Genomic DNA, 17,664 nt, shown 5'->3' with positions numbered 1-17,664 from the left:
AATAATAACCATCAATTTTTTAGGAGGACCTTCCTTGAATCGTATCCAGAAATTCTTCGCTAAACTTAAAGGGCTATTGGTCCATCGTTTTTTTCAAGTGCTTTTGTTCATCATTCTTGGTGTATTTGCTTATGGGTTAATGTTTTCCAACGTTAAACCGGAAAGAGTCCAAGTGGAGCTTTTTAAGCCGGCGGAACAGACGATCCGTTCAACCAAGACTGTGGAAGATACTTATAAGACGGAACAGGAAAAAGAAGAGATAGCTAAACAGGTGGCGGATGTATATTCGTTGAAAAAAGAGTATGCCAAGAATAAAGTCGACCTGATTTCATCGATTTTCGATACGGCGATCGAGGTGAAAAAGGAAACCGATCCTGATAACGAACATATAAAGGATGGGGAGAAGGAGAATAAAAAGGAAACCTTGAAGACGGATGCCCAAAAGGTTTCCATTCTAAAAGAAAAATTGACTGATGAGGTCAATAAAAATATTGAGGAATCCGTTTTCCTTGCTTTAGTTCAGGCGGATGAAGATGAGCTGAAGATTGCGAGGGACTCCACCATCACTGCCGTGAATAATGTGATGAGCAACAGGATTGCAGCGAGTGATGTCGAAAATGCGAAGAAAAAGGTCGTAGAGGAACTGGGCTATATGAGTATCAGCAGTGATATGAAAAAAGCCTCTAATTCCTTGGCGCGCACGGCGATCATCCAAAATGTTTTCTTTGACAAGGATAAAACGGAGGAACAGCGGAGGAAAGCGATTGAAAGCGTGGAGCCGATCCGAATCCTCCAAGGGCAGATCATCGTTGAGGAAAATCAGTTAGTGGACAGGGACGTATATCGGCAGCTTGAACTGGCAGGTTTTGTGAATACCGAGTCGACCATTTACCCGTATATCGGGCTGCTGTTATTCATCGTGTTGACCTTTGCTGCCTTTTATTACTTTTTCACCTTTTCCATTTCCAAACAGGAGAACAAGTACAATCAATTATTGATTTTCAGTCTTGTCTTTATCCTTTCAATGGCCATGATGAAAACGATCAGCATTCTGGCGGACATGAAAAACTCGAATTTGGAATATATTTTTCCGGTTGCCATGTCTGCGATGCTCATCAAGATATTATTGAACGATAAGCTAGCGGTGGCGATGATCATTTTATTAGGTTCTTATGGAACGATCATATTCAATGGAGATACGCCTGGAAATCTCGATATTTCGATGGGGCTTTATATTATTTTCGGTGGATTGACGGCAATACTCATCTTATCGAGGCTTAATTTTAAATCAAAAGTGCTGGTGGCGGGTCTGTTGCTGTCTTTAATCAATATGGCCTTTGTATTTTCGCTTATCTTTATGATGGACGGACATTATACTAGAATGGAGTATTTGTATTATGCTGTTGCCGCCATAGGTTCCGGTGTGGGCTCGGCTGTATTGACGATGGGCCTGCTGCCATTTTTTGAGTCAGGTTTCGGGATCCTATCATCGATGAAGCTGATCGAACTGTCAAACCCGAATCACCCCTTATTGAGGAAGATCCTGATCGAGGCGCCAGGAACCTACCATCACAGTGTGATGGTCGCCAATTTGGCGGAATCCGCTTGCGAGGCGATCGGTTCGAATGGCCTGCTCGCAAGGGTCGGCAGTTATTATCATGATATCGGCAAAACGAAAATGCCGCATTTTTTCATCGAAAATCAGATGAACGGAGATAATCCGCATGATCGGCTGCAGCCTGAAACGAGCAGGGATATCATCATTGCCCATGCCGTGGATGGCGGGGAGATGCTGCGGAGCCATAAATTCCCTAAAGAAATCGTGGATATTGCGGAGCAGCATCATGGGACCACCTTGTTGAAATTTTTCTACCACAAGGCTAAGAAACAGGATGATGCCACGCTTGAAGATGCTTACCGATATCCTGGACCGAAGGCAATCATGAAGGAAGTGGCGGTCATCGGCATTGCCGACAGTGTAGAAGCTGCCGTGAGGTCGATGCAGCATCCGACTCCGGACAAGATAGAAGAACTGGTAAGTTTCATCATTCAGGAGAGGATCCAAGATGGTCAATTTGATGAATGTGACATTACTATGAGAGAATTAAGTATCGTGAAGCATTCCTTATGTGAATCGCTGAACGGTATCTTCCACTCCAGGATTGAATATCCGGAGCTGGATAAATTAGGACAGAAGGTGAAAGAATGATTTTAGCGATCGATTTAATGGATGAAACGAATGAAGTGACGGAAGAAGCGCAACAGCTTGTTGAAAGCATTTTGCAATTTGCGGCAAAAAAAGAAAAGATCGAAGAAGATACTGAGTTGTCAGTTACATTTGTGGACAATGAGAGAATTCGTGAAATCAATAAGGAGTACCGTCATAAAGATGCAGCCACTGATGTCATTTCCTTTGCACTTGAAGAAATGGGTGAAGATGAAGTCGAGATTATTGGAGGGGAAATGCCCCGCATGTTAGGCGATATCATCATTTCCATCGAGCGGACGAAAGAGCAGGCTGAAGAATATGGGCATTCTTTCGATCGGGAGCTTGGATTTTTGGCGCTTCATGGCTTCCTTCATTTATTGGGATTCGATCACATGAATGAAGAAGAGGAAAAAGTGATGTTCACAAAACAAAAGGAGATCTTGGAAGAATATGGACTTTCAAGAGAAGGATAAAAAAAGGTATCCTTTAATTAAAAGTTTCTCTTTTGCCTGTCAGGGAATTTTGGAGGCAGTTCGAACGGAGCGCAATATCAAGATACATTTTGCGCTAACGGCAATCATCCTATTCTTTGGCTGGTTTTTCTCCTTGAATGGGATGGAATGGCTCTTCATATTGGCAGCGATAGCGGGAACGATTGCATTGGAGCTCGTCAATTCAGCGATTGAAAGGGTAGTGGACCTGGTTACAGATCAATTCCATCCATTGGCCAAGCAGGCAAAAGATATTGCAGCCGGAGCTGTATTCATATATGCTATATTTTCTATCATTGTTGGATTGATTATTTTTTTGCCTAAGCTGGGCCTTTAGCTTTCAGTGAGGCACTCAATTTGAAAGGAAGATGAGAATTGAATACGAAAGAATTGATTGAGGAAGCTAAATTAGCAAGGGAAAAAGCATATGTGCCTTATTCCAAATTCAAAGTGGGCGCAGCCCTTTTAACCGTTGATGGCAAGGTCTACCATGGTTGTAATATAGAAAACGCCGCTTATAGCATGTGCAATTGTGCCGAGAGGACCGCTTTGTTCAGCGCATATGCACATAATGATAAGGCATTCACCAAACTTGCGGTCGTGGCAGATACAGACGGCCCCGTATCTCCATGCGGAGCGTGCAGGCAGGTTATATCTGAACTGTGTGATAAGGATATGCCGGTTGTTTTGACCAATTTAAATGGTGATATAAAAGAATTAACAGTACAGGAATTGCTTCCAGGAGCTTTTTCACCGGAGGATTTAAATGGATAAATTATTTCAAGATACACAAGAAAAAGGTTACAAATCAGGTTTCATCTCGATTATCGGCCGCCCCAACGTTGGAAAGAGTACGTTCTTGAACCGCGTCATTGGTCAAAAAATCGCCATAATGAGTGACAAACCGCAAACGACTAGAAATAAGGTGCAAGGTGTCCTTACGCAAAACGACTCACAAATGATATTCATCGATACGCCTGGAATCCATAAGCCGAAGCATAAGCTTGGTGATTTTATGATGAAAGTGGCAACGAATACATTGAAAGAGGTCGACTTGATTCTTTTCATGATCAATGCGACCGAAGGATATGGCCGCGGTGATGAGTTCATCATTGAAAAACTTCAAACCGTAAAAACGCCCGTTTTCCTAGTGGTTAACAAAATCGACGCGATGCATCCGGATGAGCTGCTGCCGATCATTGAAAAATATCAACAGCTTTATCCTTTCGCGGCAGTCGTTCCGATTTCTGCACTTGAAGGGAATAACGTCGATACACTGCTTGAGCAAATCAAGGAGCACCTGCCTGAAGGTCCCCAGTTTTATCCTGCTGACCAAGTGACCGACCACCCGGAGCGTTTCATCATTTCCGAATTGGTCCGTGAAAAGGTGCTGCACCTGACGCGTGAAGAAATTCCGCATTCGGTGGCCGTTGTCATCGATTCCATTAAAAAGATGGATAACAGTGATACCATTAATGTGATGGCGACCATCGTCGTCGAACGTGATTCCCAGAAAGGCATCGTCATCGGAAAGCAAGGGAAGATGCTCAAGGAAGTCGGAAGCCGTGCGCGCGTGGACATCGAAAACCTATTGGGCTCGAAGGTATTCTTGGAACTATGGGTCAAGGTACAGAAGGATTGGCGCAATAAAGCCAGTCAGCTTCGAGATTATGGTTTCAATGAAAGCGAATATTAATTAACAAATTTTACGCTTCATGAAAGTTTGGAAAACGGTCAAGCTAATTATATGGTCGGATATTCATATTGCTAGTTAAAAATGAAAGGTGGGCTTTATATGTTGGATTTTACCTGGGAATTATTTAGTGAAACAGGTAATGTGGACACCTATTTGCTGTTTAAGGAGATAGAAGTCGAAAGACAGGAAAGACCCTTGGTACTGAAAGAAGAGCTAGCAGAATTTGATTTTCCCGTTTCATAGGTTAGTCTTGACGAGTGTGGGTGGTGTCTTGGTGTGCTCCAAAAATGTGAAGGCATTGTCATAAGGCGAACGGCATATGGAGAAAATAACAAAATCATTACTATTTATACCCGTGAGCTAGGAAAAATTGGCGTTATGGCTAGAGGGGCCAGTAAACCTAACAGTAGGCTATCGGCCGTCACCCAGCTTTTTTGCTCCGGGTATTTTCTTGTAACCACATCAACCGGACTCGGAAGTCTTCAGCAAGGGGAAATGGTCGACTCGCTCCGGTTCATCAGGGAAGACCTTTTTGCCACTGCGTATGCTTCTTACATCGTGGAGTTGCTCGATAAAAGCGTCGAGGATAAAAAACCGAACCCATATTTGTATGAATTGCTTGCGCAAACCTTGCATTACATAAACGAAGAATATGACGCAGAGGTCTTGAAGTTCATTTTTGAAATGAAGATGCTGCCAGTCAATGGGATTAACCCAGTGCTTAATCAATGTGCTGTTTGCGGGGAAACGGAAGGGGAATTCTCCTTCTCGCTCCGGGAAGCGGGGTTCATTTGCCACCGCTGTCTAGGCAAAGATCCTTATCATTATAAAATTTCACCTGCAGCCGTCAAATTGCTGCGGATATTTTATTATTTGGATTTATCCAGGCTCGGAAACATTTCCGTCAAGCCGGAAACGAAAAAGGAACTGCAGAAAATCATTGATGCTTATTATGAGGAATATTCCGGTCTTCATTTGAAATCAAAAAAGTTCCTGAAACAGATTGATACGATGAAAGATATGTTTTAAGACCTGGCCTATTGACATTCCGTGATAGTTTGTATAAAATTCTAATCATTAAAATAGAAGATTGCGTTGATGGAAAAGAGTATCTGTCATTCTCCATAAAAAGCGAGCCCGGGACGGTGGAAGCCGGGATATGGATTTACAGGGAAGGGCGTTTCCGGAGCATGTTGCTTTGAAAAGAGGCCGTTTTATGACGGCAATTAGGGTGGAACCGCGGGTAAACTCTCGTCCCTATGCATAACGCATAGGGACGGGAGTTTTTTGTTTGCAAAAAACTGTTGATGAACTCCGGTCCTGAATGTACAAAGAGCCGTTTTAAATAATTTGGAGGTGTACAATGAATATTCAAAATATGATTTTAACGCTACAAAAGCATTGGTCTGAACAGGGCTGCATATTAATGAATGCTTATGATGTCGAGAAAGGGGCAGGGACGATGAGCCCTTACACGTTCCTAAGAGCGATTGGCCCTGAGCCGTGGAGCGTTGCTTATGTCGAGCCATCACGCCGCCCGGCAGACGGCCGGTACGGCGAGAATCCCAATCGCCTGTATCAGCATCATCAATTCCAGGTGATCATGAAGCCTTCACCTGACAATATCCAAGAGTTATATTTGGATTCACTGCGGGCGTTAGGCATAAATCCGCTTGAGCATGACATTCGCTTCGTCGAGGATAATTGGGAAAACCCATCACTTGGATGTGCAGGCCTAGGTTGGGAAGTATGGCTTGATGGGATGGAAATCACCCAATTTACATATTTCCAACAAGTGGGCGGCCTTGAGTGCAAGCCGGTTTCCGTTGAAATTACGTACGGAATCGAACGCCTCGCCTCCTACATTCAAGATAAGGAAAACGTATTTGACCTTGAATGGACAGAAGGATTCACTGTTCGCGATATATTTGGTCAGCCGGAATACGAGCATTCAAAATATACCTTTGAGACCTCGGACCTTGATATGCTGTTCCAACTGTTTACGATGTATGAAAAGGAAGCACATCGCCAAATGGAAGAAGGTCTTGTTCACCCAGCCTACGATTATGTTTTGAAATGTTCACATACATTTAACCTTTTGGATGCAAAAGGGGCCATCTCGGTTACGGAAAGAACCGGATACATTGCCCGATGCCGAAACTTAGCGCGTAAGGTTGCCAAAACCTTCTATGAAGAGCGGGAAAAATTAGGCTTCCCGATTCTGAAAGTGAAAGGGGAGAATACAAATGAGCAAGCGTGATTTGTTATTGGAAATTGGTTTGGAAGAGCTGCCGGCCCGGTTCGTGACAGCGTCGATGAACCAGCTGTCGGATAAAGTGCAGAAATGGCTGACGGAAAAAGCAATTGAATTCGGAACGGTTGAAGCTTTTTCAACACCAAGACGTTTGGCCGTATTGGTGAAAGATGTGGAAGAATCCCAAAAGGATATTGAAGAAGAAGCAAAAGGACCGGCAAAGAAAATCGCCTTGGATAGTGAAGGGAACTGGTCCAAAGCAGCTTTGGGATTCGTCAGGGGTCAAGGCATGACTTCCGAGGAGATTTATTTCAAGGAACTTAAGGGTGTTGAATATGCCCATGTGAATAAATTCATCAAGGGACAGCCGACTTTACAGCTTTTATCCGAGCTTGCTGAAATCATCAGCGGGATGACGTTTCCGAAAAATATGCGATGGGCCGATCAAGAGCTACGCTTCGCCCGTCCGATTAAGTGGCTGATTGCCCTATTCGGTCATGACGTCGTGCCATTTTCAATTGCGGACGTGCAGACGGGCCGTGAAACGAAAGGTCATCGTTTCTTGGGTGAAAAAGCAATCATCGAGAACCCGGACCAGTATGAAGGAACGTTGACGGAGCAATTTGTTATGGCCGATCCTGATAAACGCCGGCAAGTCATTTTAGATCAAATTAACGGACTTGAGCAGGAAAAAGGCTGGATCATCCCCGTTGATGAATCGTTGCTGGAAGAAGTCAATAATTTAATCGAGTATCCAACGGTCCTATTTGGTCAATTCGAGGAAGAGTTCCTTGAGCTTCCAGCGGAGGTCCTGATCACTTCGATGAAGGAGCATCAGCGCTATTTCCCTGTCAAGGACCAAGAAGGCAAATTACTTCCATACTTTGTAACCGTGCGTAACGGAGATGCCAAGCACTTGGATAAGGTTTCTAAAGGCAATGAAAAAGTATTGCGGGCCCGCTTATCCGATGCAGCATTTTTCTACAAGGAAGATCAGAAAAAAGAAATTTCAGATGCTTTGAAAAAGCTGGACAGCATCGTCTATCATGAAGAAATCGGTACATTAGCCGAAAAAACTGAGCGCGTGACGGAAGTGGCGGGCAAGCTCGCGGACGTCCTGAATTTAGGGAAAGAAAAAGAATGGGCCCTCCGTGCTGCTGAAATCGCCAAGTTCGATTTGGTGAGCCATATGGTTTATGAATTCCCGGAATTGCAAGGTTATATGGGCGAAAAATACGCGCTTCTAAAAGGCGAAGCCAAAGAAGTGGCTGCGGCCATCAACGAACACTATATGCCAAGACATGCGGATGACGATGTACCGCCGTCGGTGATAGGTGCGGTTGTAAGTTTAGCGGAAAAAATGGATACGCTCGCGTCTTTCTTTGCCATTGGCGTCATTCCGACAGGGTCCCAGGATCCATATGCTTTAAGGAGGCAGGCGAGCGGGGTCGTCCAGATCCTTGCCGAGAAGAAATGGAATGTTTCACTAGAGGAGCTCATCGCTTTAAGCCTTAAAGGTCTCGAAGCAAAGGGAATCTTAAAACGAGATGTAGCGGAAGTTAAAGCGGATATGTTCACTTTCTTCAAAGCAAGGATCAAGCATCTCCTGCAAGAAGAGCAAATCCGCTACGATATGATTGATGCAGTTCTTTTCAATAAAGTCGGGTATATCCATTCCATCGTCGAGCGTGCCCACGTCCTCGAGGCGAAAAAGGAAGAAGCGGGCTTTAAAGAAAGCATCGAGGCTTTAAGCCGGGTCATGAACATCGCCGGAAAATGTGATGAAAAAGTGACCGTCGATCCAAGCGCTTTTGAAAATGATCAAGAAAAAGCACTTTATGAAAAGTATCGGCAGGCAGCAAGGCAATATACCAAATCCCAAAATGAAGATGAGCGGTTTGAATTGCTTATTTCACTGCAAACCGAAATAGAGGCGTATTTCGAAAATACGATGGTCATGGCAGAGGATGAAGCCCTCCGCACTAACCGATTATCGCTCATGAAAGATATCAGTGATTGGGTGGGAAGCTTCGCGGCAATGAATAAAATCATCCTTTGATGAAGTGGGATGCAAGGCAAAGGGAAATCCTGTTTTTGAAATGGGTTTCCGCCTTTGCCAAAAGATAAATAGGACAAACATGCCTTTATTAAATAATTTAGTATATAATTATTAAATGAATAACTTTTGTTACTTTGCTCTGCGAAACGCAGTGGGGTGGTGATTACAATCCAATTAAATAAGCGTCAGGAAACTATTTTGCAAATTGTTAAAGAAAATGGACCGATCACTGGAGAACATATTGCAGATAGATTGAATCTTACAAGAGCTACACTTCGTCCCGACCTAGCGATTTTAACGATGGCAGGTTTCCTCGATGCCAGGCCGCGTGTGGGGTATTTTTATACAGGCAGGTCGGGTACACAGCTTTTGACGGACAGCCTGAACCATCTATATGTACGAGATTACCAATCGATCCCCGTCGTTGTGGATGAGGGCATCTCCGTTTATGATGCAATCGTCATGATGTTTTTAGAAGATGTCGGGACCATGTTTGTCGTCGATAAACATGCATTGCTTGTCGGCGTCTTATCCAGAAAGGACTTGTTGCGTGCCAGTATTGGCAAACAGGAGCTTAACTCCATTCCAGTCAATATCATCATGACCAGGATGCCCAATATTACGATGTGCTCAAAAGAAGACCTTCTGATAGATGTTGCCAAAAAATTGATAGATAAACAAATCGATTCATTACCGGTCGTCAAGGACACAGATAAAGGCTATGAAGTAATTGGAAGAATTACAAAAACCAATATAACCAAAGCATTCGTAGCTTTGGCTGATGAAGGGTATTAGGGGGCTTGCAAAAGGGATGACGGAGAATATGAAGGGTTCTATTATATATGTTGTATCGGATTCAGTAGGGGAGACGGCTGAACTGGTTACCAAAGCAGCAGCCAGCCAGTTTGCTGGGTCGGCTTTTTCCATAAAGCGAATTCCGTATATTGAAGACGAACAGAACGTGGATGAAGTGATTTCACTGGCTAAGCTAGATGGGGCGATCATTGCTTATACCCTTGTGAAGCCAGCTATCAGGGCGTATATGAAGGCACAGGTCGAACGTGAAAACCTGTCTGCTTATGACATTTTAGGACCGCTCATGGACATCCTCCAGGAAAGGGCGCCAAAAGGACCGCTCAATGAACCTGGTCTTGTAAGGAAGCTGGATGATGATTATTTCAAGCGTGTTGAAGCGATTGAATTTGCCGTGAAGTATGATGATGGCCGTGATCCTCGAGGCATTTTACGCGCAGATATCGTTCTTGTCGGCGTCTCTCGCACATCAAAAACGCCGCTCTCACAATATTTAGCCCACAAACGCTATAAAGTGGCGAATGTGCCATTAGTTCCTGAGGTGGAGCCGCCAGAAGAATTGTTCCTGGTCCCCCCGGAAAAATGCATTGGTTTAAAGATCAGTCCAGAAAAGCTGAACCATATCCGCAAAGAACGGTTGAAGTCACTCGGGCTGAATGATCATGCCATTTACGCAAATGTGGAGCGCATAAAAGAAGAGTTGACATACTTTGATAAGATCATCTCAAGGCTGAACTGTCCGATCATTGATGTAACCAATAAGGCAGTGGAAGAAACAGCCAATTTGATCATCAATATCCTGCAAAACAAAAATCGCTGATCGTTACACTTTCATAAATCGGGAAAAACCAAAATGTGAGCTGGACACTTGTAGTGTCAGCTCACATTTTAATGCTAAGCCTCCTTTAGGGGATTGTGAACAAAATTAGGATAAAATTACATATTTCACTTCTTCGATTGCATGAAAATATAAACGTAATTTAAATGTTGGCATCTTCCAAACAAATAGACTATAATAAAAAATTGTGAGAAAAAAGTAATCTTAAGGTTTAGACTTAATTAATAAGGAATAAACTAAAGGTTAGTGAGATGTCAAGGTTTTTATCATAAAAATAATTCGACATGTTCCGTATAATTTTAAATGGGCCCGCTCTGCTTTTAGCGCAATGTGCGGCACATCCACTTAAATTAGCAGGTATTCCTTGAAGAATAACGTTGGCTGATTTAGAGAAGGTACTCTGAACTAATGCCGAAACATTCACTATATCTTCATAAAGTTTAGGGGAGAAAAAGGATTATGCAGAAAGATGTAGAATTAAAAGGTATGAATGATAAACCTACGATACATGTCGATGCCGATGCATGCCCGGTGAAAGACGAGATCCTCCATTGTGCCCGTTTGCACGATATTGATGTCTGTTTTGTTGCATCATATAAGAATATGATGAATGACCCTGAAGGGAAATGGGTATATGTCGATGCAGACAAGGAAGCCGCGGATCTTTATATAGTAAACTCAGTAAAAAAGGGTGATATTGTCGTTACTGCCGATATCGGATTGGCCGGGACCCTGCTTCCTAAAGGTGTTTACGTTCTTTCTCCAAGGGGAAAGGAATACACGGACGAGAATATTTTCATGCTCCTGGATATGCGGTATCAGTCGGCTAAGCTGCGCAGGCAAGGTAAGCATACGAAAGGGCCGAAACCATTCACGAAGGAAGATCGCCTTAGCTTTACAAATAAACTTTTGAAAACTTTGTCGAACTTTGCAGGGAATTAGGAATCCGTATCGAATTAGAAACTATCACCGATATGGCAAGGTGGAAAAATGATAAATGGCCGTATAGAAGATGAGAAAATTAACCAAATTCGCGAAGCTGTGGACATTGTTGATCTAATTGGGGAGTATGTCCAGCTGAAGAAGCAAGGGCGCAATTACTTTGGCCTTTGTCCTTTCCATGGTGAAAACTCGCCCTCGTTTTCCGTTTCACCGGATAAACAAATCTTTCACTGTTTCGGATGCGGGGCGGGCGGAAACATTTTCACCTTCTTGATGGACATAGAAGGCTATAATTTTGTGGAATCGGCAAAAGCTTTAGCCGAAAAAGGAAATGTTCCTTTGGATGTTGAAGTTAATAAGGATTCCAAACGTTCCAACATGCCTGCCGGCTCGCAGCAAATGGTTGAAGCCCATGACCTGCTGCGGAAGTTCTATCATCATCTCCTCGTTAACACGAATGAGGGGCAGGAAGCCCTCGAATACTTGCTTAAGCGGGGTTTTACCGAAGAGACGATAGAAAAGTTCCAAATCGGCTACTCGCTGGATTCATGGGATTTCGTGTCCAAGTTTCTTTTGAAACGTGGATTTCCGGCGGAATATATGGAGCAGGCAGGGCTTATTATTTTCAGGGAAAAAGACGAGTCATATTTTGACCGTTTCAGAAATAGAGTCATGTTTCCAATTATGGATCATCAAGGAAATACGATTGCGTTTTCAGGGAGAGCGATGGGGGACGATGAGCCCAAATATTTGAATAGTCCCGAAACGCCAATCTTTAATAAAAGTAAAACTTTATATAATTTTCATCAAGCAAGACCACATATACGAAAGAAAGAACAAGTTGTTATCTTTGAGGGCTTCGCCGATTGCATTTCAGCTGTGCGTGCAGGGGTGGAGAATTCGGTCGCAACAATGGGTACTGCCCTGACGGAGCAGCATATCCAACTGCTTAAAAGGAATACCGATCAGATACTTATCTGCTACGATTCGGACTCTGCGGGTTTGAATGCTGCCAATCGTGCAGTGAATATGTTACAGGACCAAGACTTTTCAGTGAAGGTCGCTCTCATGCCTGATAACTTGGACCCCGATGACTACATAAAGGAATTCGGTGAAAAAAGCTTTGTTTCTGAAGTAATAGGGGCCAGTTTAACCTACATGGCATTCAAAATGCATTATTTGCGTCGAGGGAAAAATGTAAATAATGAAGGAGATCGAATTCAATATATCGAAGAAGTCCTTAAGGAAATTTCACGATTGCCCAATGCAGTGGAGAGGGATCATTATCTCCGGCAAATATCCTCTGAATTTTCCCTGTCATTGGATGCGCTGGAGCAGCAGCAGCGACAAGTGTTCTTTACCGAACGGAAGAAGGGGACTTTGCCGCAGCCAGCAGCCCAAAAGAAAATGGCCCTGCAATATGAGCATAAGTTAAAGCCTGCACATCATAATGCTGAAACGAAGTTGATTGCCCATATGCTTAAAAGCAGGGATATGAGTTTCAAAATTCAGCAGTTGCTTGGCCAAACATCCTTTCATGTAGATGAACATCAGGCAATCATCACCTATTTATATGCGTTCTATGAAGATGGACACGAACCGGATACAAGCTTTTTCCTAACGTATTTACCGGATCCAAACTTGAGAAGGATCGTTTCGGAAATAGAAATGATGTCAGTGAATGAGGAAGTTACCGATAAAGAGCTGACCGATTGTATAAATCAAGTGTTGAAATATGAAAAGTTGTTAAAGATAAAAGAAAAACAAGTTGAAGAAAAAGATGCAGTCAGACGAAGCGATTATGTCACCGCTGCACAAATAGCCATGGAAATCATTAAATTGCGTAAAATGTTGTAGTTGTTTAGGTGTAAGTCCTGGAAGGAGGGGAACTAATGGCTGAAAAACCAGCACGTTCCAAACAAGTTGATAATGAGTTTAGCCTTGAGCAGGTGAAAGAAAAATTATTAGAGCTAGGAAAAAAACGAGGCTCTTTGACTTTAGAAAAAATCGCTGAAATGATTGGCGGTTTTGAATTGGATTCCGATCAAATGGATGAGTTCTATGAGGTGTTGACTGAAAATGGCGTCGAAATCCTCACTGATGGCGAGGAAGACGATGATGAAGATGATCCAGATGAAAAGAAACTCGCAAAAGAAGAAGAGTTCGATCTGAATGATTTAAGTGTTCCTCCCGGCGTTAAGATTAATGACCCAGTCCGGATGTACTTGAAGGAAATTGGCCGGGTCGACCTATTATCCGCGGAGGAGGAAATCTCCTTGGCTACGCGAATCGAAGATGGGGATGAAGAAGCGAAACGCCGTTTGGCTGAAGCTAACCTACGTCTGGTTGTCTCCATTGCCAAACGCTATGTAGGACGCGGCATGCTTTTCCTTGATTTGATTCAGGAAGGGAATATGGGTCTGATCAAAGCGGTGGAGAAATTCGATTACCGCAAGGGATTCAAGTTCAGTACGTATGCAACATGGTGGATCCGCCAAGCCATTACCCGCGCCATTGCCGACCAAGCAAGAACGATCCGGATACCGGTGCATATGGTCGAAACCATCAATAAATTGATTCGTGTTCAAAGGCAGCTCCTTCAGGATCTAGGGCGTGAGCCTTCACCGGAGGAAATTGCGGAGGATATGGACTTGACGCCTGAAAAGGTTCGCGAAATCCTGAAAATAGCTCAGGAGCCGGTTTCCTTGGAAACGCCGATAGGTGAAGAAGATGATTCGCATTTAGGTGACTTCATTGAGGATCAGGATGCGACTTCGCCATCGGAGCATGCAGCATATGAATTATTGAAAGAACAGCTTGAGGACGTATTGGACACACTGACCGATCGTGAAGAAAACGTCTTGAGACTGCGCTTTGGACTTGATGATGGCCGTACACGGACGCTTGAAGAGGTAGGTAAGGTGTTTGGAGTTACCCGCGAGCGTATCCGCCAAATCGAAGCGAAAGCGTTACGTAAGCTAAGGCACCCAAGCCGCAGCAAACGTCTGAAAGATTTCTTGGAATAATATAGGTATGCCCTTCACAGAGCCCTCTTTGAATGCCCAGCGTTCGGGAGCGGCTTTTTTTTTGCCAATTCGCGATGAATGTAAATGCACACGGATTGCCAGCCGCGGCTAAAGGCCGTTTAATAAGAACTGATGGTCATGAGGATGTGAAATTCATGGATGAGATGAGAAAGAAAATCATCATTCAAGAAATAAATGCCTGGAAGGAAAGTCGCATGCTTCCGGAGCAATATTGTAATTACCTGCTTACATTATATTCTGAAGGCGAAAGGCCCCCAGCCAATTCGTATGAAAACCGGAAGGGAAAAAAAGATCTCTCTTCCATGCTGTGGATGGGAGCGCTTTTTGCATTTATTGTATTTTTGAATTATTTTACTGAAATACCCATAAGAATGCAAATGCTTCTGACAACTATTTCAATCATTGTCTTTGGGCTGATGGTCCGCCGCTTCATTGGCAGGAAGCTCGTATTTCAGATGGCCTTGATGGGTATGGCTCTATCCTTGCTTTTATTGTCGGTCGGCCTGGCTGATTTCATGGCACCTGGAAAAGTGGGGATTCTATGCTCGTTCTTGTTTTTGAATTGCGGATTCTGGATTGCACTCGGTGTTAAATTGAAATTGCTTCATTTCTCGATCGCAGGAGGCTTGGGCGCTGCCGTCACTATTTATTTTTTGCTGTTGTAATCCAAACGGGTTTTGGCGGTTTTATATGGTGAATTCAGGGTATTATGAAATATATGTAAGTTAAAGAGAAATGTTTGGAAATATACATAAATTTTTGACAATTTTAAGAAATTATATAATATCTTCTATTTTTGGGGTTTTACTTGAAACCCTTTTCAAGTAAAATAATATATAGTTGTTTGTATATAATATTAAATATGGTAAGTTTAGGTTCTACATAGGGGAGGAAAGACAATGAATCGCAATCCAGTAATGCCTTTTATTATTATCATGGTTTTTGGTATTGGACTTATGTTTTTACTTTCGTTTAAAGGTTTGGGTGATGCCAAAGATCTTGCCAAGGAAAAAGAGGGCGGCGCAAAGACTGAAGAATCTGACAGTGCCTCTGCTTCACCCGAGGACATCTATAAGAAAAACTGTATCTCCTGTCACGGTAATGCCTATCAGGGCGGTGTCGGACCAGCTCTTAAAGGCGTGGGTGACCGTCTTTCGGTAGACCAGGTGAAAGAAGTCATCACCAATGGGCGTGGCGCCATGCCAGCAGGCTTGGTAGAAGAACAGAACATTGACGCCATGGCCAAATATATTCATGGATTGAAATAATGCACGGAAACTGACTCGAAAAAATCGTTGGAAGGCGAGGCTTTGGGTCGGTTTTTTTGTATTTATGAAAAGGGAGCCACGTACAAGAAGGTATCCTTCTATCCAGTGATGGGAAGCTTCTTTTCTCTTTCTGTAATTTTTTCATGGAACTTGTTATAATCGAATGGGAAACTAATTATCTGTAAGACATTACTAGAATTAAGAGAGTTGATGAATATGAATCATGAAAGACTATCGATGAGACTGGAACGAGTTGCCATACATATCCCTAAAGGAAGCATCCTGGCCGATATAGGCTCCGACCACGCTTACTTGCCTTGCTATGCAGTGGGTAACGGGCTGTGCGACCGTGCCATTGCCGGCGAGGTTGTGGAAGGACCCTATCAGTCAGCCCGCAAGCAAGTGGCAATGACGGGGCTTGAGGACAAGATAGAGGTGCGTAAAGGAGACGGACTGGAAGTATTGAATCCCGATGAAGCGACTTGCATTACGATTTGCGGCATGGGAGGGACTTTAATATCCAGCATATTGGAAAGCGGGAAAGAAAAACTAGGCATTGCAAAAAGGCTGATCCTTCAGCCGAATGTCGGTGCAGCGAATGTGCGCAGCTGGCTGATCGATAACGGCTGGGAGCTAAGTGGCGAAGAAATCCTAGAAGAAGATGGGAAAATTTATGAAATCTTGATTGCCGAAAAAGGGGACCCGCTTCGGCCATATCGTGTAAACAAGCAAAATGGTCTCATGTTCGGTCCCTATTTAACAGAAGAATTCAGTCCCACCTTCATCAAGAAATGGCAGTTTGAAAAAAAGCATCTGGAAAGAATCATCGAACAGCTGGATGAAAGCGGACGCAGCGGACTGGAAACGAAGCGCCATGAACTAAAATCGCAAATATCGATAATTGAGGAGGTGCTTGAACGGTGAAGACGGTAAATGGTAACCAAATCATTGAGTTGTTTGAACAATTCTCCCCAAAGCAATATGCAATGGACGGAGACCCGATCGGGCTTCATGTCGGCCAGCTCAACAAGACCGTTACGAAGGTCATGATTGCCCTTGATGTGCTCGAAGAGGTCGTGGATGAAGCGATCGAACAAGGGGTCGAACTAATCATTGCCCACCATCCGCTTATTTATAGACCATTAAAACGAATCGATACGATGGCTGCCGGAGGGCGTATCATCGAAAAACTGATTAAACATGATATCGCCGTTTATGCGGCCCATACCAATTTGGATGTTGCCAAGGGCGGCGTGAATGATTTACTTGCCGAGGCGCTTCAATTACGGGAGACACAAGTGCTGGTGCCCACTCATGAGACGCGACTGAAGAAGCTTGCCGTTTATGTTCCAATGGCCGCTGAAGAAAAACTGAGGGACGCGCTAGGCAAGGCAGGTGCAGGAGCGATCGGAAATTACAGCCATTGTTCGTTTTCCTTGGAAGGGACAGGACGCTTCCTGCCAGGTGAAGGCAGTGAACCGGTAATTGGGTCTCAAGGAAGGCTCGAAGCCGTCGCTGAAATCCGGATTGAAACAGTATTCCCGGAGAATATCGAAAAGAAAGTGCTGGCAGCCATGTTGAAGGCCCATCCATATGAGGAGGTCGCTTACGATATATACCAACTTGAGAATCAGGGTGAGTCGCTTGGATTAGGGAAGATCGGTGTTCTCGCTGAAGAAATGACACTAGAACAGTTTGCCGACCATGTGAAAGTGACACTTGATGTTGATAGGGTTCGGGTCGTCGGTGATTGGCAAAGTCCGATAAAAAAGGTGGCTGTGCTTGGCGGAGACGGCAATAAATATATTACGGCTGCCAAATTCAAGGGCGCGGATGTGTATGTTACAGGCGATATGTATTACCACACGGCGCATGACGCGATGATGCTCGGATTGAATATTGTCGATCCAGGCCATAATGTCGAAAAAGTGATGAAAAAAGGCGTGGCACGGATACTTGGGGAAATGTGCCGCGATCGGAACTTCGATGTCGAATTCATTCCATCGCAGGTGAATACAGATCCATTCCGTTTCATCTGAAACAAATG

At 43.8% G+C, this 17,664-nt stretch carries 18 protein-coding genes and 1 other annotated feature; all 18 genes read left to right on the top strand.

Annotated features, from left to right (window positions below):
• The first annotated feature begins 34 nt into the window (after nucleotides 1–34).
• The 18 genes from MHI53_RS16130 to MHI53_RS16045 all read left to right on the top strand — a co-directional run bounded on the left by MHI53_RS16130 (nucleotide 35) and on the right by MHI53_RS16045 (nucleotide 17,656).
• On the top strand, nucleotides 35–2,209 hold the full coding sequence (locus MHI53_RS16130; RefSeq protein ID WP_340371727.1) for an HD family phosphohydrolase: 2,175 nt from the start codon (nucleotides 35–37) through the stop codon (nucleotides 2,207–2,209).
• Nucleotides 2,206–2,682: an rRNA maturation RNase YbeY gene (ybeY, locus tag MHI53_RS16125; protein ID WP_061140680.1), complete on the top strand. Its 477-nt coding sequence runs from the start codon at nucleotides 2,206–2,208 to the stop codon at nucleotides 2,680–2,682. The genes MHI53_RS16130 and ybeY overlap by 4 nt, the downstream gene beginning before the upstream one ends.
• Complete coding sequence (locus MHI53_RS16120; RefSeq protein ID WP_061140679.1) at nucleotides 2,660–3,037, top strand: diacylglycerol kinase family protein; 378 nt, start codon at nucleotides 2,660–2,662, stop codon at nucleotides 3,035–3,037. The genes ybeY and MHI53_RS16120 overlap by 23 nt, the downstream gene beginning before the upstream one ends.
• Nucleotides 3,038–3,075: 38 nt before the next feature.
• The gene (locus MHI53_RS16115; protein ID WP_061140678.1) at nucleotides 3,076–3,474 is read left to right on the top strand and encodes a cytidine deaminase; all 399 of its coding nucleotides are present in this window, start codon (nucleotides 3,076–3,078) and stop codon (nucleotides 3,472–3,474) included.
• Nucleotides 3,467–4,396, top strand: a complete 930-nt coding sequence (gene era, locus MHI53_RS16110; RefSeq protein ID WP_061140677.1) for a GTPase Era — start codon at nucleotides 3,467–3,469, stop codon at nucleotides 4,394–4,396. Before MHI53_RS16115 ends, era begins: the two co-directional genes overlap by 8 nt.
• Before the next feature lie 99 nt (nucleotides 4,397–4,495).
• A complete protein-coding gene (locus tag MHI53_RS16105) occupies nucleotides 4,496–4,639 on the top strand; it encodes a YqzL family protein (protein ID WP_081092277.1) in 144 nt (47 codons plus the stop codon).
• 33 nt (nucleotides 4,640–4,672) lie between these two features.
• Entirely contained in the window at nucleotides 4,673–5,425 is a 753-nt protein-coding gene (gene recO / locus MHI53_RS16100; protein ID WP_061140676.1) for a DNA repair protein RecO, read from the top strand.
• Between the two features lie 57 nt (nucleotides 5,426–5,482).
• Nucleotides 5,483–5,658: a binding site (T-box leader), on the top strand.
• A gap of 101 nt (nucleotides 5,659–5,759) precedes the next feature.
• Nucleotides 5,760–6,656: a glycine--tRNA ligase subunit alpha gene (gene glyQ / locus MHI53_RS16095; RefSeq protein ID WP_061140675.1), complete on the top strand. Its 897-nt coding sequence runs from the start codon at nucleotides 5,760–5,762 to the stop codon at nucleotides 6,654–6,656.
• Nucleotides 6,643–8,709: a glycine--tRNA ligase subunit beta gene (gene glyS / locus MHI53_RS16090; protein ID WP_340371726.1), complete on the top strand. Its 2,067-nt coding sequence runs from the start codon at nucleotides 6,643–6,645 to the stop codon at nucleotides 8,707–8,709. The genes glyQ and glyS overlap by 14 nt, the downstream gene beginning before the upstream one ends.
• 156 nt (nucleotides 8,710–8,865) lie before the next feature.
• The gene (locus tag MHI53_RS16085) at nucleotides 8,866–9,504 is read left to right on the top strand and encodes a helix-turn-helix transcriptional regulator (protein WP_061141029.1); all 639 of its coding nucleotides are present in this window, start codon (nucleotides 8,866–8,868) and stop codon (nucleotides 9,502–9,504) included.
• A 28-nt stretch (nucleotides 9,505–9,532) separates the two neighbouring features.
• Entirely contained in the window at nucleotides 9,533–10,342 is an 810-nt protein-coding gene (locus tag MHI53_RS16080) for a pyruvate, water dikinase regulatory protein (protein WP_061141028.1), read from the top strand.
• A gap of 504 nt (nucleotides 10,343–10,846) precedes the next feature.
• On the top strand, nucleotides 10,847–11,302 hold the full coding sequence (locus MHI53_RS16075; protein ID WP_061141027.1) for a YaiI/YqxD family protein: 456 nt from the start codon (nucleotides 10,847–10,849) through the stop codon (nucleotides 11,300–11,302).
• A 51-nt stretch (nucleotides 11,303–11,353) separates the two neighbouring features.
• The gene (dnaG, locus tag MHI53_RS16070) at nucleotides 11,354–13,159 is read left to right on the top strand and encodes a DNA primase (RefSeq protein WP_155645384.1); all 1,806 of its coding nucleotides are present in this window, start codon (nucleotides 11,354–11,356) and stop codon (nucleotides 13,157–13,159) included.
• Nucleotides 13,160–13,194: 35 nt separating this feature from the next.
• Complete coding sequence (rpoD, locus tag MHI53_RS16065) at nucleotides 13,195–14,328, top strand: RNA polymerase sigma factor RpoD (RefSeq protein WP_061140672.1); 1,134 nt, start codon at nucleotides 13,195–13,197, stop codon at nucleotides 14,326–14,328.
• A 155-nt stretch (nucleotides 14,329–14,483) separates the two neighbouring features.
• A complete protein-coding gene (locus MHI53_RS16060) occupies nucleotides 14,484–15,014 on the top strand; it encodes a hypothetical protein (RefSeq protein WP_185113013.1) in 531 nt (176 codons plus the stop codon).
• Between the two features lie 234 nt (nucleotides 15,015–15,248).
• On the top strand, nucleotides 15,249–15,617 hold the full coding sequence (gene cccA, locus MHI53_RS16055) for a cytochrome c550 (RefSeq protein WP_061140670.1): 369 nt from the start codon (nucleotides 15,249–15,251) through the stop codon (nucleotides 15,615–15,617).
• Between the two features lie 216 nt (nucleotides 15,618–15,833).
• The gene (locus tag MHI53_RS16050; protein ID WP_061140669.1) at nucleotides 15,834–16,541 is read left to right on the top strand and encodes a tRNA (adenine(22)-N(1))-methyltransferase TrmK; all 708 of its coding nucleotides are present in this window, start codon (nucleotides 15,834–15,836) and stop codon (nucleotides 16,539–16,541) included.
• Nucleotides 16,538–17,656, top strand: coding sequence for a Nif3-like dinuclear metal center hexameric protein (locus MHI53_RS16045; protein WP_061140668.1), 1,119 nt, complete (start codon nucleotides 16,538–16,540; stop codon nucleotides 17,654–17,656). Before MHI53_RS16050 ends, MHI53_RS16045 begins: the two co-directional genes overlap by 4 nt.
• Nucleotides 17,657–17,664: the final 8 nt, after the last annotated feature.

Source organism: Peribacillus sp. FSL E2-0218, from assembly GCF_037992945.1.
Lineage (GTDB): Bacteria > Bacillota > Bacilli > Bacillales > DSM-1321 > Peribacillus > Peribacillus simplex_B.
The sequence above is the reverse complement of the archived record's forward strand: the minus strand, read 5'-3'. Positions and strand labels throughout refer to the sequence as shown.

Coding starts and splice junctions, on each gene's coding strand:
- era (WP_061140677.1), top strand. CDS start 3,467: ATGGATAAATTATTTCAAGATACACAAGAAAAAGGTTACAAATCAGGT.
- glyQ (WP_061140675.1), top strand. CDS start 5,760: ATGAATATTCAAAATATGATTTTAACGCTACAAAAGCATTGGTCTGAA.
- MHI53_RS16050 (WP_061140669.1), top strand. CDS start 15,834: ATGAATCATGAAAGACTATCGATGAGACTGGAACGAGTTGCCATACAT.
- rpoD (WP_061140672.1), top strand. CDS start 13,195: ATGGCTGAAAAACCAGCACGTTCCAAACAAGTTGATAATGAGTTTAGC.
- ybeY (WP_061140680.1), top strand. CDS start 2,206: ATGATTTTAGCGATCGATTTAATGGATGAAACGAATGAAGTGACGGAA.
- MHI53_RS16075 (WP_061141027.1), top strand. CDS start 10,847: ATGAATGATAAACCTACGATACATGTCGATGCCGATGCATGCCCGGTG.
- MHI53_RS16080 (WP_061141028.1), top strand. CDS start 9,533: ATGAAGGGTTCTATTATATATGTTGTATCGGATTCAGTAGGGGAGACG.
- glyS (WP_340371726.1), top strand. CDS start 6,643: ATGAGCAAGCGTGATTTGTTATTGGAAATTGGTTTGGAAGAGCTGCCG.
- cccA (WP_061140670.1), top strand. CDS start 15,249: ATGAATCGCAATCCAGTAATGCCTTTTATTATTATCATGGTTTTTGGT.
- MHI53_RS16105 (WP_081092277.1), top strand. CDS start 4,496: ATGTTGGATTTTACCTGGGAATTATTTAGTGAAACAGGTAATGTGGAC.
- MHI53_RS16060 (WP_185113013.1), top strand. CDS start 14,484: ATGGATGAGATGAGAAAGAAAATCATCATTCAAGAAATAAATGCCTGG.
- MHI53_RS16120 (WP_061140679.1), top strand. CDS start 2,660: ATGGACTTTCAAGAGAAGGATAAAAAAAGGTATCCTTTAATTAAAAGT.